Origin of the sequence: Niallia sp. Man26, assembly GCF_022049065.2 — a bacterium.
GTDB lineage: Bacteria > Bacillota > Bacilli > Bacillales > Cytobacillaceae > Niallia.
Genome location: NZ_CP095743.1, coordinates 260,468 through 274,482, shown reverse-complemented (window position 1 = coordinate 274,482; position 14,015 = coordinate 260,468). Strand labels below are relative to the sequence as shown.

Annotated in this window: 14 protein-coding genes; 2 read left to right on the top strand and 12 right to left on the bottom strand. The window is 38.1% G+C overall.

The window, feature by feature from the left end:
* Nucleotides 1–209: 209 nt before the first annotated feature.
* Nucleotides 210–935, bottom strand: coding sequence for a hypothetical protein (locus L8T27_RS01465; protein WP_237940575.1), 726 nt, complete (start codon nt 933–935; stop codon nt 210–212).
* A gap of 208 nt (nt 936–1,143) precedes the next feature.
* Here L8T27_RS01465 and def point away from each other — a divergent pair, with 208 nt between their 5' ends.
* The gene (gene def / locus L8T27_RS01460; RefSeq protein WP_233316894.1) at nt 1,144–1,719 is read left to right on the top strand and encodes a peptide deformylase; all 576 of its coding nucleotides are present in this window, start codon (nt 1,144–1,146) and stop codon (nt 1,717–1,719) included.
* A 46-nt stretch (nt 1,720–1,765) separates the two neighbouring features.
* Here def and L8T27_RS01455 read toward each other — a convergent pair whose 3' ends face one another.
* The 4 genes from L8T27_RS01455 to L8T27_RS01440 form a co-directional block, all read right to left on the bottom strand.
* Nucleotides 1,766–2,662, bottom strand: a complete 897-nt coding sequence (locus tag L8T27_RS01455) for a peptidylprolyl isomerase (protein WP_233316893.1) — start codon at nt 2,660–2,662, stop codon at nt 1,766–1,768.
* Nucleotides 2,663–2,843: 181 nt separating this feature from the next.
* Entirely contained in the window at nt 2,844–4,457 is a 1,614-nt protein-coding gene (locus tag L8T27_RS01450) for a trypsin-like peptidase domain-containing protein (RefSeq protein ID WP_325169587.1), read from the bottom strand.
* 246 nt (nt 4,458–4,703) lie between these two features.
* A complete protein-coding gene (locus L8T27_RS01445) occupies nt 4,704–6,113 on the bottom strand; it encodes a sensor histidine kinase (RefSeq protein WP_233316892.1) in 1,410 nt (469 codons plus the stop codon).
* Nucleotides 6,103–6,801, bottom strand: coding sequence for a response regulator transcription factor (locus L8T27_RS01440; protein ID WP_233316891.1), 699 nt, complete (start codon nt 6,799–6,801; stop codon nt 6,103–6,105). Before L8T27_RS01440 ends, L8T27_RS01445 begins: the two co-directional genes overlap by 11 nt.
* A 175-nt stretch (nt 6,802–6,976) precedes the next feature.
* Between L8T27_RS01440 and L8T27_RS01435 the strand changes: the two genes are divergently transcribed.
* A complete protein-coding gene (locus tag L8T27_RS01435; RefSeq protein WP_233316890.1) occupies nt 6,977–7,420 on the top strand; it encodes a GNAT family N-acetyltransferase in 444 nt (147 codons plus the stop codon).
* A 48-nt stretch (nt 7,421–7,468) separates the two neighbouring features.
* Here L8T27_RS01435 and L8T27_RS01430 read toward each other — a convergent pair whose 3' ends face one another.
* The 7 genes from L8T27_RS01430 to qoxD all read right to left on the bottom strand — a co-directional run bounded on the left by L8T27_RS01430 (nt 7,469) and on the right by qoxD (nt 14,015).
* A complete protein-coding gene (locus L8T27_RS01430) occupies nt 7,469–8,359 on the bottom strand; it encodes an ROK family protein (protein WP_237940574.1) in 891 nt (296 codons plus the stop codon).
* 92 nt (nt 8,360–8,451) lie between these two features.
* The gene (locus L8T27_RS01425; protein ID WP_233316888.1) at nt 8,452–9,441 is read right to left on the bottom strand and encodes a Gfo/Idh/MocA family protein; all 990 of its coding nucleotides are present in this window, start codon (nt 9,439–9,441) and stop codon (nt 8,452–8,454) included.
* 153 nt (nt 9,442–9,594) lie between these two features.
* Nucleotides 9,595–10,542, bottom strand: coding sequence for a siderophore ABC transporter substrate-binding protein (locus L8T27_RS01420; RefSeq protein ID WP_282581412.1), 948 nt, complete (start codon nt 10,540–10,542; stop codon nt 9,595–9,597).
* 273 nt (nt 10,543–10,815) lie between these two features.
* Nucleotides 10,816–11,574: an iron ABC transporter ATP-binding protein gene (locus L8T27_RS01415; RefSeq protein WP_233316887.1), complete on the bottom strand. Its 759-nt coding sequence runs from the start codon at nt 11,572–11,574 to the stop codon at nt 10,816–10,818.
* A complete protein-coding gene (locus tag L8T27_RS01410) occupies nt 11,568–12,524 on the bottom strand; it encodes an iron chelate uptake ABC transporter family permease subunit (protein ID WP_237940573.1) in 957 nt (318 codons plus the stop codon). The genes L8T27_RS01415 and L8T27_RS01410 overlap by 7 nt, the downstream gene beginning before the upstream one ends.
* Nucleotides 12,511–13,467, bottom strand: a complete 957-nt coding sequence (locus L8T27_RS01405) for an ABC transporter permease (RefSeq protein ID WP_233316885.1) — start codon at nt 13,465–13,467, stop codon at nt 12,511–12,513. Before L8T27_RS01405 ends, L8T27_RS01410 begins: the two co-directional genes overlap by 14 nt.
* Before the next feature lie 248 nt (nt 13,468–13,715).
* Entirely contained in the window at nt 13,716–14,015 is a 300-nt protein-coding gene (qoxD, locus tag L8T27_RS01400) for a cytochrome aa3 quinol oxidase subunit IV (RefSeq protein ID WP_233316884.1), read from the bottom strand.

The window sequence follows — 14,015 nt, the reverse complement described above, 5'->3', positions numbered from 1 at the left end:
AATAAATAGCATTAAACTACGCAAATCACTCACTGTTTCTCCTTCCAAATACTCCCTTTATTAAAAAACTGCTTATTCTCTGCCGGTTTATAGTACATTTATCATTTGTTTTAATTTTGCATAAAAATACAATTTTCCACTATAAACCATAGAGAAGACGCTGCTCTTTAAAGCAGCGTCTATAGCTCTGTATTGTAGAATATCGTTATTTAATTCTCTCGTGCTTCTTTGCCTCGATGGTGATGCCCCATCATAGGTCCTTCATGAAATGGCAGCAGCTTAAGCTTTTTCACTTCTTCTGGGTAACTAATCATCATTTCCTTCAACAGTTCTTTCGGTGTTTTATCCTTCGTTTCAATTCCAAGCTCCTTAGCGGCATTTGTAATCTGGACTTCTCTGACTTCATTTGCAAGAGCTCTTAAATCCTTACCCTCTGTTTTAATGTTCAATTTTTTTGCCTCTGACAGTATTAATTGTTCTCTGACTTCTTTACTGAGCTGCTCAAGTGTTTTACCTTCTGTCTTAATATTTAATTCCTTTGCCTTTTGCTTAATCTTTGCTTCGTATAACTCTTTCATCAACGTGCGTGGATCTTTGCCCTCTGTGCTGATTCCCAGCTTTTTAGCTTCATCCTGCAGTCTTTTTTCATGAACCTCTGCAGCAATTTGCTTCATGTCTTTTCCGTCTGTTTTAATACCAAGCTTACTTGCCTCTTTTTTAATTAAAACCTCATGAATTTCCTTTTTTAGCGCTTCTCCGTCTTTCCCGTCTGTTTTTATTCCTAAGCTCTCAGCCATCTTCTTAATGAAGGCTTGGTCCTCCTCAGGCGCCTGATGGTTTATCGGCGGGTTCTCCGGAGCTGCTTTTGCTGTATGTAAAAAGCTAGGCATCATAAAACTAAGTGTTAACAATCCAACTACCAGTATTTTTTTCACATTGCTTCCTCCTTTATTTTCCTTCCCTCCTATCTTTTCCTTCGTTTCATAATTTATGTAATTTTTTATTGTAAATTAACTTGAAGAAAACAGACATTATTTTTATGATGATCCCGTAAGTTAGAATTAGACTTCCATCCATTCTTTTGCTATTTTACTTATATGGTTTTTCGACTATAAAAGGACAATAATGGAGTTGATTAAATACATGAGCAAGTACAATCAATCATATGTAATAACGATGCAGGATATCGTAAGAGAAGGTGATGATATCCTCAGAGAGAAAATGCCTGAACTTTCACTGCCGCCAACCGAGGAGGATAAGCAAGAGCTTCTGTGCATGCTGCAATACTTAAAAAACAGCCAGGATCCTAGCCTTGCTAAAAAGTATAAGCTTCGTCCCGGTGTCGGCATCTCCGCAAATCAAATCGGGCTTAACAAAAGGATGTTTGCGGCCTTTATTAAAGGTGAAAATGGCAATAACTTTGAGCATATGCTAATCAATCCAAAAATCATCAGCCATTCTGCAAGCATGATATACCTGCCTGACAGCGAAGGATGTCTCTCTATTGACAGACCTGTCATTGGCTATGTGCCCCGTTTTAAAAGAATTACAGTGAAGGCTTATGATATTAACGGGAAAGAAGTAAAAATTAAACTGAAAGACTATGAAGCAATTGTATTTCAGCATGAAATCGATCATTTAAACGGTATATTGTTTCCGGACCATATTAACAGCACTAATCCATTTCAGCTTCCAGATATGGATATCAATCCTCTTTAAGCATAAAAAAGCGACTTTCCCTTTTACAGGAAAGTCGCTTTTTTCATTAGCTTGCACTTGTTGTGCTAGCAGTATCCAAGTTGTTCTTGATGTCGTAGTCAGCTTTTACTTCTTCCAACCATGTGCTGTATTCTGTGTTCATTTTGCTCTCGAACACTGTATCTTTAATTTCATCTTTATGATCGTCCAATTTAGCTTCTACTGCATCTTTATGGCCTGTTACTTTAATGATATGCCAGCCGTTTGTTGTTTCAACTGGATCACTGATTTCATCTACATCCATAGCGAAAGCAGCTTTTTCAAACTCTTCAACCATTTGGCCAGATGAGAAGTATCCTAGCTCACCGCCGTTTTCTTTTGTTGCTGTATCAGTTGAGTATTCTTTTGCAAGATCAGCGAAATCTTCACCGTCATCAAGCTTTTGCTTCACTTCTTTTGCTGTTTTTTCGTCAGCAACTAGAATATGACTTGCTTCTACTTGCTCAGGAGTGTCAAAGCTTGCTTTGTTTTCATCAAAGTAAGCCTGGATTTCATCATCCGTAACTTCGATTCTTGGCTCAAGCAATTTTTTGATTTTCAAATAGCGCAACAGCTCTTCTTCGATATCTGCTTTAGATGCACCGTTCGCTTCTAATGCAGCATTGAAAGCATCTTCGCCGCCTGAAGATTCAATAAGCTCGTTAAGCTCGTCCTCTTGTTCTTTATCCGTTACCTTAACTTTTTCTTTTTCCGCTTCTAAATCAACTACTTTATTAGCAATTAAAGTCTCAAGGATAGATGTCCCGTATTGCTTATTCAACGCCTCGTTTAAGTCATCTTGCGTGATTTTTTCTCCATCGATAGATGCTACTGTGTTATTCTTCTGAACTAGAATAACAGCAACAACGATCAACGCTATTAGTACTACTGCTAAAATGGGTAAAATGATCTTTTTGTTTTTCATCCTGTGTCCTCTCTAAACTATATTTTAATAAACTAAAACTATCATAATAGATATGACAATTCCATTGCCACATAAAATACATCATACCATAAAAATATTACAAAAATATTAACAAAAATAGAAATCCCATCTGATTTTTAGTAATTTTACCAGATGGGATTTTTAGTATGAAGCAAGCCTCTTAATTAGTGCTGCTGCTGTTGCTCGTTAAAGTCAGCTCTACTGTCTTCTTACTGCCATCATGATATACGACCATTTTTACTTTATCGCCGATATCCACTTTCGTATATAGATATTTTCTCAAGTCAGAAGACCCTTCTAGTTCAGTTCCGTTTATGGAGACAATTACATCTTGTACTTCAAGACCTGCTTTAGCTGCCGCAGAGTTAGAATCAATATTTGTTACCATAACTCCTTTTGTTACAGAGTCAGGAAGGTCCTGCAAGTACATCTGCGGAACTTCTTCTAAGCTTGCCAGTCCGACACCGATATATGGACGCTCTACCTCGCCATTTTCAATGATTTCATTGACGATTGGAAGCAAATCATTACTTGGTATTGCAAAGCCAAGCCCCTCTACTCCATCCTCTGAGATTTTCAAGCTGTTGATGCCGACAACCTCGCCTGCAGAGTTAATCAAGGCACCTCCGCTGTTCCCTGGGTTTATCGCCGCATCTGTCTGAATTACGTTAAACTCCCAGTCACCAGCAGATGTGTTAACAGTAATACTTCTGTCCACCGCACTTACAATACCTTGTGTAACTGTTCTCGATAAATCAAGGCCAAGTGGGTTACCGATTGCCCAAACTTGATCACCTGGGCGCAGTGTAGTGGAATCCCCAAAATTAATTACATCCGTAGCATACTTCGCATCAATTCTGACAACAGCCAAGTCAGTAAGGGCATCTGCACCGATTAATTTCCCTTCTGTCTTATCACCGTTATACAGTGAGATTTCTAATGAATTCGCACCTTCTATCACGTGATTGTTTGTAGCAATGTACGCATATTTATCATCCTTTTTAAAGATGATTCCAGAGCCTGACCCTGATTCGACGTCAGTGGACGTACTTTGGGAAAATTGGCTCGTTGTTTGTTGCTGAACATTCACAATTCCAACAATTGCCTTAGAAGAGGACTCAACCATATCTGCAATGGACGTTGAACTGTCAGAAGTTTGGGCTGATGTAGTCTGTGCTGTTATATTATTAGAGCTAGAGCTGCTATTGCCAACTTTACTACTTAATTCCTCTACCTGTTGTTCCAGCTTTTCATACTGCCCATCAAGCAAATTCGTATGTGGAACAGCAACAAATGTCAATGCAGACCCGACAACACCGGCTGCCAGCAAGGAAAAGAACCCTTTCCATTTAGGACTGCCTGCTGACGGCCGCTCCTTGCTTCTTTTGCCAGAAGGCTCTTCAGCTGTTGCAGCTGCTGCCATTGTTTGCTGAACGTGAATCTGCTTTTGGGCTGCAAGTCTTTCCTCCTCAGCGTCACTTGCCATTTTTTCATATTCACGAGCTATCGCATCTGCCTTATCGAAGTCGGACATACCTGTATTTTGGCTGTCATCCTCCTGATTCTCTGATTTTACTATTGGATTTTCTTCCAGCTTGTTTAAATCAACTGCTTCATCATTCGCTTTGTCTTCTTCCTTTCTTGCCGTAAACTCAGCATTGTTTGTGAGCTCTTTTTGCATTTCAACATTTTGTTCTTCGTTCACACTCTCATTTTTGCTTTCAAAGTCCTGTTCTCCGTTCATATTCTCTTTGTTTTTTTCAAACTCATTCATCGTTTTATACCTCCTATAATAATTACCAACTATGCATCATCTATAAGAAGAAATTAATTATTGTTTTGATTTCATGTTTATATAATAAAACTTATATATGAATAAATTATTAACAAAGTTTTAATAGACCTAGAAAAATTAAGGACGAAATAGAGAATTTCCACCTACTGTTGCTGCAGATAGTAAAAAAGCTCTGATTACGCTAAGCATAAACCTTACTACCCAGCATAATCAGAAGCATCTCTCCTATTTAAATATTGGAAAATAAATCGTAAATCTCGTTCCTGCTCCTTTTTGGCTGCTTACTTCAATTTTCCCATTATGGAACTGTACAAGCTGTTTTACAATCGATAACCCTAACCCAAACTCTCCGTATGGATTATTCGTTCTTGAAATATCAGCCTTATAAAACCTCTTCCAAATATTTTCAATTTCTGCTGGGTCCATTCCAATACCTGTATCTTTGATTTCTATTATTGTATAACTTTCATCCGTTCTGCCTCTTAACCAAATTTCGCCGGCATCTGTAAACTGAATACTATTCTTCGTGATATTCATAATAATTTGAATCAGTCTGTCATAATCGGCATAAATATAAATATCATCCGCCACATCGACATTGATTGCCAAATTTTTCTCGACTGCCTGTGTATAAAGCTGTTCTTGAATAATCTCCAGAACTTCTCCAAGCTGAATTGTTTCCTTCATCAGCACTATCTGGTTGGAGCGAATTTTATCATAATCCAAATTCTCATTCACAAGCCTAATAAGCCTTTTCGTTTCCTGACTCACAAGAGTAATCCCTTTTCCTTTTTCTGCTTCAGGTATCATATTATTATTGAGTCCTTCGATAACACCGCTGATGGTTGTTAGCGGTGTTTTCAATTCATGAGATACATCTGACATGAACTGTCTTCGTCGATTTTCTAAGGCATCTATCTCTTCCTTTGAAATACGCAGACGATCAACCATGGAATTAAAGTCACTCGCTAATTCGCCAATCTCATCAAAGTTCGAGGAGTGAACTCTGACACTGTAGTCTCCAACAGCAACAAGACTTGTTGCTTCCTGCAGCTTTTTAATCCTTCTCACGTGAATTCTCGACAACAATATACTTAACAGCAATGCTACTCCAAATGCAAAAAACACAGAATACACAAGATATTTATTTATTTCATTTATAAGCTGCTTCGAATCACTTAAAGGAGCGGTCAGCAATATTCCACCTTCCACCTCTCCGTTCACACTATAAGGAATAGCAACAAGGGTAACTTCTTGATTGCCCCGTCGTGTACTGCTTTTAATTACTTTATTGTTCTCTCCGTCTTTAATGGCATTCCATTCTTCATCCGTTATATTAATTCTTTTGCCGACAGATGCAATGACATTTTGCTGTGTATCAAAAATCCCGAATGTTACGCCCCTGCTTTTGAGCACATCTGCGTAATTCAGCAGTGTTTCCTGAGCGGAGGTCTGCATTTGGTTTCCTTGAATATCTGTCAGGATGTTGATGCCATAATCATAAAGCTCCTGTCCTTTAATGGTGAGCACGACCTTCTCTACAAAATGAGTGGAGGCAATGCTTACAACTAAAAACGCAACTACTATGACACTGATATGGCTGATCAGCTGCTGGTATAAATACTTAATTCTCATTCATTACCACCGTTTCATCGTATTTATAGCCTACTCCCCACACAGTGTGAAAGAATGGCTGATTATCACGGCCGATTTTCCGTCTCAGCCTTTTAATATGAACATCTACTGTACGATCATCTCCGTAAAATTGAAAGCCCCACACTTGTTCAAGGATTTGATCCCTTGAAAACACTTGTTTTGGATGCTGTGCAAAAAACGATAGAAGGTCAAACTCTTTAGGAGTAAGATTAGGAATAAGCTTGTCTGAAATATATACTTCCCGTGTTTCCTTATTAATCTTAATGATACTCGTTTCTAACGCTTCTTCCAAACTATTTTTATCCTTTACCTGTCTTCTGATTATTGCTTTCATTCTCGCAGTCAGCGCCAACGGACTGAACGGCTTAGTGACATAATCGTCAGCGCCCATCTCAAGACCAAGAACTTGATCAGATTCTGTATCCTTTGCTGTTAACATTATAATCGGCACATTTTGGTCCACTTCTCTAATTTTCCGACAAACTGTTATTCCGTCCATTCCCGGCAGCATCCAATCCAAAATAACCATATCATATTCATTATTTATAAAATGTTTATATCCTTCTAATCCATCATGAAGAAATACTCCATTGAATCCTTCTTTCCCAAAAAACATCTCTAACATAGAGCAAACACCAATATTATCTTCTACAACTAAAACTTTCATATTTGCTGCCCTCCGCCTCTTGCTTTTGTATTTATTAAACCTGCTTTCCTTCCTCTATGCAACAGTTCTTGAACAGGTTTAAATGAATGTTAATGGGTTAGCAATAATTTGTTCATAATTTCAAAATTATGCTTAAGCTTTATAATAAAAGGAAACAACAAAGGAGCTGATGTTTATGCTTATCCATTTAAATCAAGCAGATGAATTAGCTGCAGGAGCTATTCATAAATTACAAAAGCTTTCCTATCAAGTGGAGGCTGATCTTATTGAATATGATGATCTGCCTCCATTAAAGGAGAGCCTCTTTCATATTCAGAACAGCTGTGAAGTGTTTATCGGCTGGAAGGTTAATAAAGAATTGGTTGGTGTTCTTTCTTACGAGGAAACAGAGAATATCCTTCTCATCAGCAGACTCATTGTTCACCCTGCCTATTTTCAGCAAGGCGTAGCTTCAAGACTTCTAAGCAGCCTGTTGGAAAAACGGGGGAAACCAGTTCATGTATGCACTGCTGCGAAGAATACGCCAGCAGTCCGGCTTTACCAAAAATGGGGTTTTGAAATAACGAAGACATTTACACCTGCAGGCGGCCCTGTTCTCGTCCAGCTTGAGATAAAATAATAAAAAGCCTCAGGGAAAAGGGTTTTCCCTGGAGGCTTTTCCTGTTCATTATTTATTTATGCTTTCTTTCCATACACGGCTTGCCAGCAGTATTCCGCCTGTTATACCTGCATTGTCGCCAAGGCCCGGTCTCACAATATAATTGTCTATATCTGAGGAGACTTGGGGAAATTCGATATAGCCATTCAAAAGCTCCTTGAGATTGCGGTTAATATGTGACAAAACATGCTCCTGGTTCATAACCCCGCCACCGAGGATGATTTTTTTCGGTGACAGTATTAATATATATTGCATAAGTGCTTGAGCAATATAATATCCTTCTATTTCCCAGACCTTGTTATTATCGCTTAATTCTATTGCTTTTTTGCCCCATCTTTCTTCAATAGCAGGTCCTGCAGCTAATCCTTCAAGGCAATCTCCATGATAAGGACATCTTCCCTTATAGTTATCTTCAGGATGTCTCCTCACTAGGATGTGACCCATTTCAGGATGTGTTAAACCTTGGAGTAGCTCTCCTTGAACTATTGCTCCTGCACCTATTCCGGTTCCTACAGTTATATAGAGACAGCTGTCAAGTCCCTTAGCTGCTCCAAGAACTGCTTCTCCTAAGGCTGCAATGTTTACATCCGTATTGAAGCCCATTGGAATGGAAAATTCCTTCTTAAGCGCATTTAGTAATGGGTAATCTCTCCAAGCAAGCTTAGGAGTTGTCGTGATGTTGCCATATGTCGGACTATTATTATCTACATCAATTGGTCCGAAAGAGCCGATGCCGATTGCTTCCACTTTATGCTTTTTAAAAAAAGCAATTACCTCTGGCATCGTTTCTTCTGGAGTAGTAGTAGGTATTGAGATACGTTCCTTAATTTCTCCTGTTTCCGTTCCCGCCGCACATACAAATTTTGTTCCGCCAGCCTCCACTGCACCGAATAATTTCATGCATTTTCTCCCCCGTTTCATAATCAGTAAGAACGCTTTCAATATTTTCTCTTAAAATAGCACCAGGCTATTTTAAGTGTCTAAACAAGGATTTACTTTTTATCTGCAGGAAACACAATTCCTGTTTGTTTTCTTACTTCTTCCATTACTTCCATTACAGCTAAGGATAAATCAAGGGAATTTATGGACGATTCTGTCTTCCCTGCAAGGATAGTATCAATAAACTCCTTCGCTTCGTAATACATAGCTTCTTCCTTTTGCTGAACAGAAACATCTTCTCTTTCCCCGTTGCGGAACGCTATCTCTATCTTTTGCGGTGTATTCATTTGATCTATTAAGATATTGCCATCCTCACCTTGGATTTCTGATGGGATAAGGGAGTTTGTGATCTTAGAGTACATTAGCACAATATCCATATCCTTATAGGTCATAATGATGCTTCCTTCTCCATCGACACCGCTCTCAAGCAGATAGCTTGATGCTTTGACAGACTGAGGCTTTCCAAATAAGGCTACCATTGGGTAAATGCAGTACACGCCGATATCCATTAATGCTCCATTAGAGAATTCCGGCTTGAAAGCATTAAGAATATTCCCTTCTTTGTATGCGTCATAGCGGGAAGAATACTGACAATAGCTTGCGAAAGCACGTCTAACTTTCCCTATTTTATGTATATTTTCTTGAATTACCTTGAAATTAGGCAGCATGGTTGTCTTTAAAGCTTCCATCAGCAGCACATTGTTTTCTTTTGCAACCGATATCATTATTTCCGCTTCCTTAACATTCGAAGCGAATGCTTTTTCTGTTAAAACATGCTTTTTATTCTTTAAAAAAAGGATGGACTGCTCCGCATGCAATGAGTTGGGGCTTGCAATATATACGGCATCGACTTGATCACTTTCTGCCATCTCAGTCAGACTTGTGAATATATGTTCTGCATTATACTTTTGCGCAAATGCTTCACCTTTTTCTTTTGAACGTGAATACACAGCAGCTAAAGTGAACTCCTCCACCATACTTGCTGCTTGAATAAATGATTCTGTAATCCAGTTTGTTCCTATAATTCCAAATCGAATACTCATGAAAATCCTCCTTGCCCATCTTAAACATATTTTCTCTTTTATATTTTCTATCGAAAATTATGAAAAAGCAACTCTATAGCAGCATTTTCATAAATTGTAAATGAAAGAACCCGTTCTGCTTATAAGCAAACCGGGTTCCTATCTTAGAAATTATTATTTTGAAATACCAGCATCGATTTCTTTCGCCATTTCTTCTGTAGAAATCAAACCACCGCCAGAAAGGTACCAATAGTTAGGATTTAAGTAGATGATATGACCGTCTTTAGCTGCATCAGTACCGTTAACTAGCTCGTTATCCAATACTTTTTCTGCAGAGGATTCTCCGCCGACAACAGCGCCTCTATCTACAACAAATAGATATTCTGGGTTCTTTTCTGCGATATACTCAAAGGAAATGCTTTGTCCATGTGTTGAAGCCTCAATTTTTTCGTCTGCTTGAGCCAATCCAAATACGTCATGAATGATTCCGAATCTTGATCCAGATCCATACGCACTCACACTGCCGTCATTTACTAATACTACTAATGATTTACCTTCTACTGCCTTCGCTTTATCGTTTAATGCTGAAATTGTTTCATCAATATTTGCTAATTCTTCTTTTACTGCATCTTCTTTACCGAAGATTTGTCCAACTAGTTCCATATTGCTCTTAAATGATTCCATATATTTAGTCGTATCAACACCCACATAAACAGTTGGCGCAATTTCGCTTAAGTCTTCATATGCTGCTGATTGTCTGCCTGAAATAAAGATAACATCTGGAGCCAATTCGCTTATTGCCTCTAAGTCTGGCTCTTTAAGTCCACCGACATTTGTATATTTGCTGTCACTGTACTTTGAAAGATACTCTGGAAGGCTGTCTTGTGGAACACCTGCTACTTCTACACCAAGTTTGTCTAATGTGTCTAAGATACCCATATCAAATACAACCACTTTTTTTGGATTTGGATCAACTTTTGTTTCGCCTAAATCATGTTTTACTGTAATTGGTTCTGCTGCTTTTTCATTATCAGATGAACTGCTGCTTGTAGAAGTATTGCCGCAAGCTGCTAATACTGCCATAACTAATGCTATGAATAATATAGATAGTTTTTTCTTCAATTAAGACACCCCTATTATTATATTTAGATTATTTAAATTAAATTGATTGCAATGATAAACAGAATATCCTATGATTGAGATATTAATATTTTCCTAGTGCATTTTCCTAGAATGTCACACAGAAAAGTACTAATGCTAATGGTAGTGTTATTATGGTTCTTCTGGCGAAGAGACTTATTTTTAAGTATTCCATAGAAACACTGCCTCCTTTCTTTTTATCGAACAACATCTACCATTAGTTCCGCTTAGCTTTACAGTCATTAATTTATGATTTTAAGCGAAATAGACACAGATTTTATGATCGTTAATCTCCTCAATCTGCATATCCATTTCATAGATATCCTTTAGAACAGCTTGATTGATAATACTGTCTGCTGGACCATTATTAACTAGTTTGCCATTCTTTAATGCCACTATATTGTCAGAATAAACAGAGGCAAAATTAATATCATGAATTACAATGACAACTGTTTTCCCCAGCTCATTTACAAGCCTTCTAAGAACCTTCATGATTTGCACAGAATGCTTCATATCCAGATTGTTCAGCGGCTCATCGAGCAAGATGTATTCTGTATCCTGTGCAATAACCATCGCAATATATGCTCGCTGTTTCTGACCGCCGCTCAATTGATCCAAATATTTATGCTGAATTTCATCAAGCTCCATATACGAAATTGCTTCTGCCACGGCTGTTTCATCCTCTTTCGTCAGTCTTCCTTGTGAATAAGGAAACCTTCCGAAACTTACTAGTTCCTTAACAGTCAATCGTATATTAATATGATTGCTCTGCTTGAGGATGGAAATCTTTTTTGCCAGAATATTGCTTTTTGTAGTGGAGACATCTTGCCCATCAATCAGGACTTCACCGTTGTCAGCTTTAATCAGCCTGCTGATGATGGATAACAATGTGCTTTTCCCGGCACCGTTCGGGCCGATAAAGGAAGTAATCTTTCCTTTTTCGATGGAAAGAGACACATTTTCAAGGACGCTTTTTCCATTGTATTGTTTACTGACATTCTTGACCTCTACCATGCTCTTCTCTCCTTTAACAATAAATAGATGAAATAAATTCCGCCGACAAAGTTGATGATAACACTGATTGTTGTCGAGAATGTAAACACTCTTTCCACTATGAGCAAACCGCCAACAAGGGCTATGATGCTTAACAAGATGGAACCTGCAATGAGTTGGCTGTGTTTATACGTTCTAAGGAATTCTCTTGCAAGATTCACGACGAGCAATCCAAGGAAGGTGATTGGTCCGACAAGAGCAGTTGATACACTGACCAGAATTGCAACTACAACGAGCATATTTCTTACAACACGATCATAATCAATTCCCAGATTGATTGCCTGCTCTTTTCCAAGTGACATTACATCGAAAAACTTGCTGTAGCGTGACACGTAAATAGCAATCACTGCAATTATCACAATACATATTGTCAAAATATCCGTATTTACACTATTAAAGCTAGCAAACATTTTGTCTTGAACAATCAAAAACTCATTAGGATCTATCAGCATCTGCATAAAAGATGACAGACTTGAGAAGAAGCTGCCAAGAATAATCCCAATCAGGAGAAGCAGCAGGATATTCTGACTTCCTTTTCGGAAGAACAAGTAGTAAAGGGCAACTGAGAAAAGAATCATCAGCCCGACTGATAACAGAAAGTTAACATTACTGTTCAACATCGTTAAGCTCTGTGAACCGAAAAAGAAAACTACAAACGTTTGGATAAATAAATACAAAGAATCTAGACCTAGAATACTCGGTGTTAGGATTCGGTTATTAGTGATGGTCTGGAAAACCATGGATGAAAATGCGATACATCCGCCTGTCAGGCATATTGCTAATATTTTGATTGCTCTTCTTGGTATAACATATTCCCAATTCACACTGCTCACCTTTATCAGCATGAATACTGCAATAAGCAGAACGGCTATTATCGCTAGAAGTAAAAGTTTTCTCTTAGGCTGATTCATACGTTCTTCTCCTTATCAATAAATAAAGGAATATGGCACTCCCGATAACGCCAACCATTACACCTATCGAGATTTCATAAGGATAAATGATTATCCGTCCAAGGATATCGCATATCAGCACAAAGTTTGCACCAAGTAATGCTGTGTGCGTTAAGCTGTTCTTCAAGTTATCTCCTCTGTAGAGAGAGACTATATTAGGAATGATAAGCCCTAAAAATGGAATCATACCGACCGTGAGCAGTACAACTGATGAAACAAGGGCAACAATAATCAACCCAATATTTACCACTCTTTTATGGTTAAGACCTAAGTTCGTGGAGAACTCTTCACCCATGCCGGCGATTGTGAATTTGTTCGCATATAGATATGCGATAATGACGACAGGAATGCTTATGTACAGGAGCTCATATCTTCCTTCCATGATCAGTGAAAAATCACCTTGGAGCCATGATGACATGTTTTGTACAAGATCATTCTTCATAGAAAAGAATGTTGTAATGGAGCTGATGATGTTTCCAAGCATCAAGCCGACAAGCGGGATGAAAATGGCATCCTTAAATTTGATTCGATTCAGTATTTGCATAAACAGGAATGTACCAAGCAATGCAAAAACGAAGGCAACAAGCATTTTAACAATCGGAGTTGCAGTTGTGAACATCATGAGCGCAATAAGAATGCCAAATCTTGCCCAGTCCATCGTGCCTGCTGTTGTTGGAGACACAAATTTATTTCTGGTAATTTGCTGCATAATTAGTCCGCAAACGCTAAGGCTTACACCTGCAATAATAATGCTTATTAATCGGGGGAACCTGCTGATTAATAATATTTCTTTTTGATCCTCTGTCAGCTTAAAGATGCTCAAAGGATTAATATCAATAACTCCTATAAACAAGGAGGCGATTGACAACACTATTAACATGATGGCTAAATATCTTATCTTCATAGATGGTAGATTGAGTCAAAAACCTCTCTCAACTCGCCTCCTTAAAAAGTAATTCTATCTAAAAAAAATTCTCAAATGATTTTCATTATCATTTACGCTCTTAAACTGATTTTATCATTTTTTTGATTATCGTCAATGGTTTTTCTTGAACAAGTTTCCATTTTCCAGTCATTTTATTCTCAATTAGTTCGTTCGTACTAGGCTTAAAACAACAAAAAAACCTCCGATTTCTCGGAGGTTTTTATCAATTAGTAATGAACATGTCCTGATGTCATTACCCAAATAGTTCCTGCTGCAACAACAATCGCACAGAAGAATGCATAAATGATATTAATCATTTGCATTTTGCCTTCACCTTCAGTTAAATGCATGAACATGAAAAGCTGAAGAAGTGCTTGGATAACTGCTAAAGAACCAATAATCCACATGATTGTCACGAAAGGCAGATCTGTATATCTTACAGCACCTACTGTTGCAAAAGTCAGCAATATAGATACGATAAATCCTGCTACGTGACCTGTCGGAAAACTGCTATTATGTTTCGCCAT

Coding starts and splice junctions, on each gene's coding strand:
- def (WP_233316894.1), top strand. CDS start 1,144: ATGAGCAAGTACAATCAATCATATGTAATAACGATGCAGGATATCGTA.
- L8T27_RS01455 (WP_233316893.1), bottom strand. CDS start 2,662: ATGAAAAACAAAAAGATCATTTTACCCATTTTAGCAGTAGTACTAATA.
- L8T27_RS01450 (WP_325169587.1), bottom strand. CDS start 4,457: ATGAATGAGTTTGAAAAAAACAAAGAGAATATGAACGGAGAACAGGAC.
- L8T27_RS01445 (WP_233316892.1), bottom strand. CDS start 6,113: ATGAGAATTAAGTATTTATACCAGCAGCTGATCAGCCATATCAGTGTC.
- L8T27_RS01440 (WP_233316891.1), bottom strand. CDS start 6,801: ATGAAAGTTTTAGTTGTAGAAGATAATATTGGTGTTTGCTCTATGTTA.
- L8T27_RS01435 (WP_233316890.1), top strand. CDS start 6,977: ATGCTTATCCATTTAAATCAAGCAGATGAATTAGCTGCAGGAGCTATT.
- L8T27_RS01430 (WP_237940574.1), bottom strand. CDS start 8,359: ATGAAATTATTCGGTGCAGTGGAGGCTGGCGGAACAAAATTTGTATGT.
- L8T27_RS01425 (WP_233316888.1), bottom strand. CDS start 9,441: ATGAGTATTCGATTTGGAATTATAGGAACAAACTGGATTACAGAATCA.
- L8T27_RS01415 (WP_233316887.1), bottom strand. CDS start 11,574: ATGGTAGAGGTCAAGAATGTCAGTAAACAATACAATGGAAAAAGCGTC.
- L8T27_RS01410 (WP_237940573.1), bottom strand. CDS start 12,524: ATGAATCAGCCTAAGAGAAAACTTTTACTTCTAGCGATAATAGCCGTT.
- L8T27_RS01405 (WP_233316885.1), bottom strand. CDS start 13,467: ATGAAGATAAGATATTTAGCCATCATGTTAATAGTGTTGTCAATCGCC.
- qoxD (WP_233316884.1), bottom strand. CDS start 14,015: ATGGCGAAACATAATAGCAGTTTTCCGACAGGTCACGTAGCAGGATTT.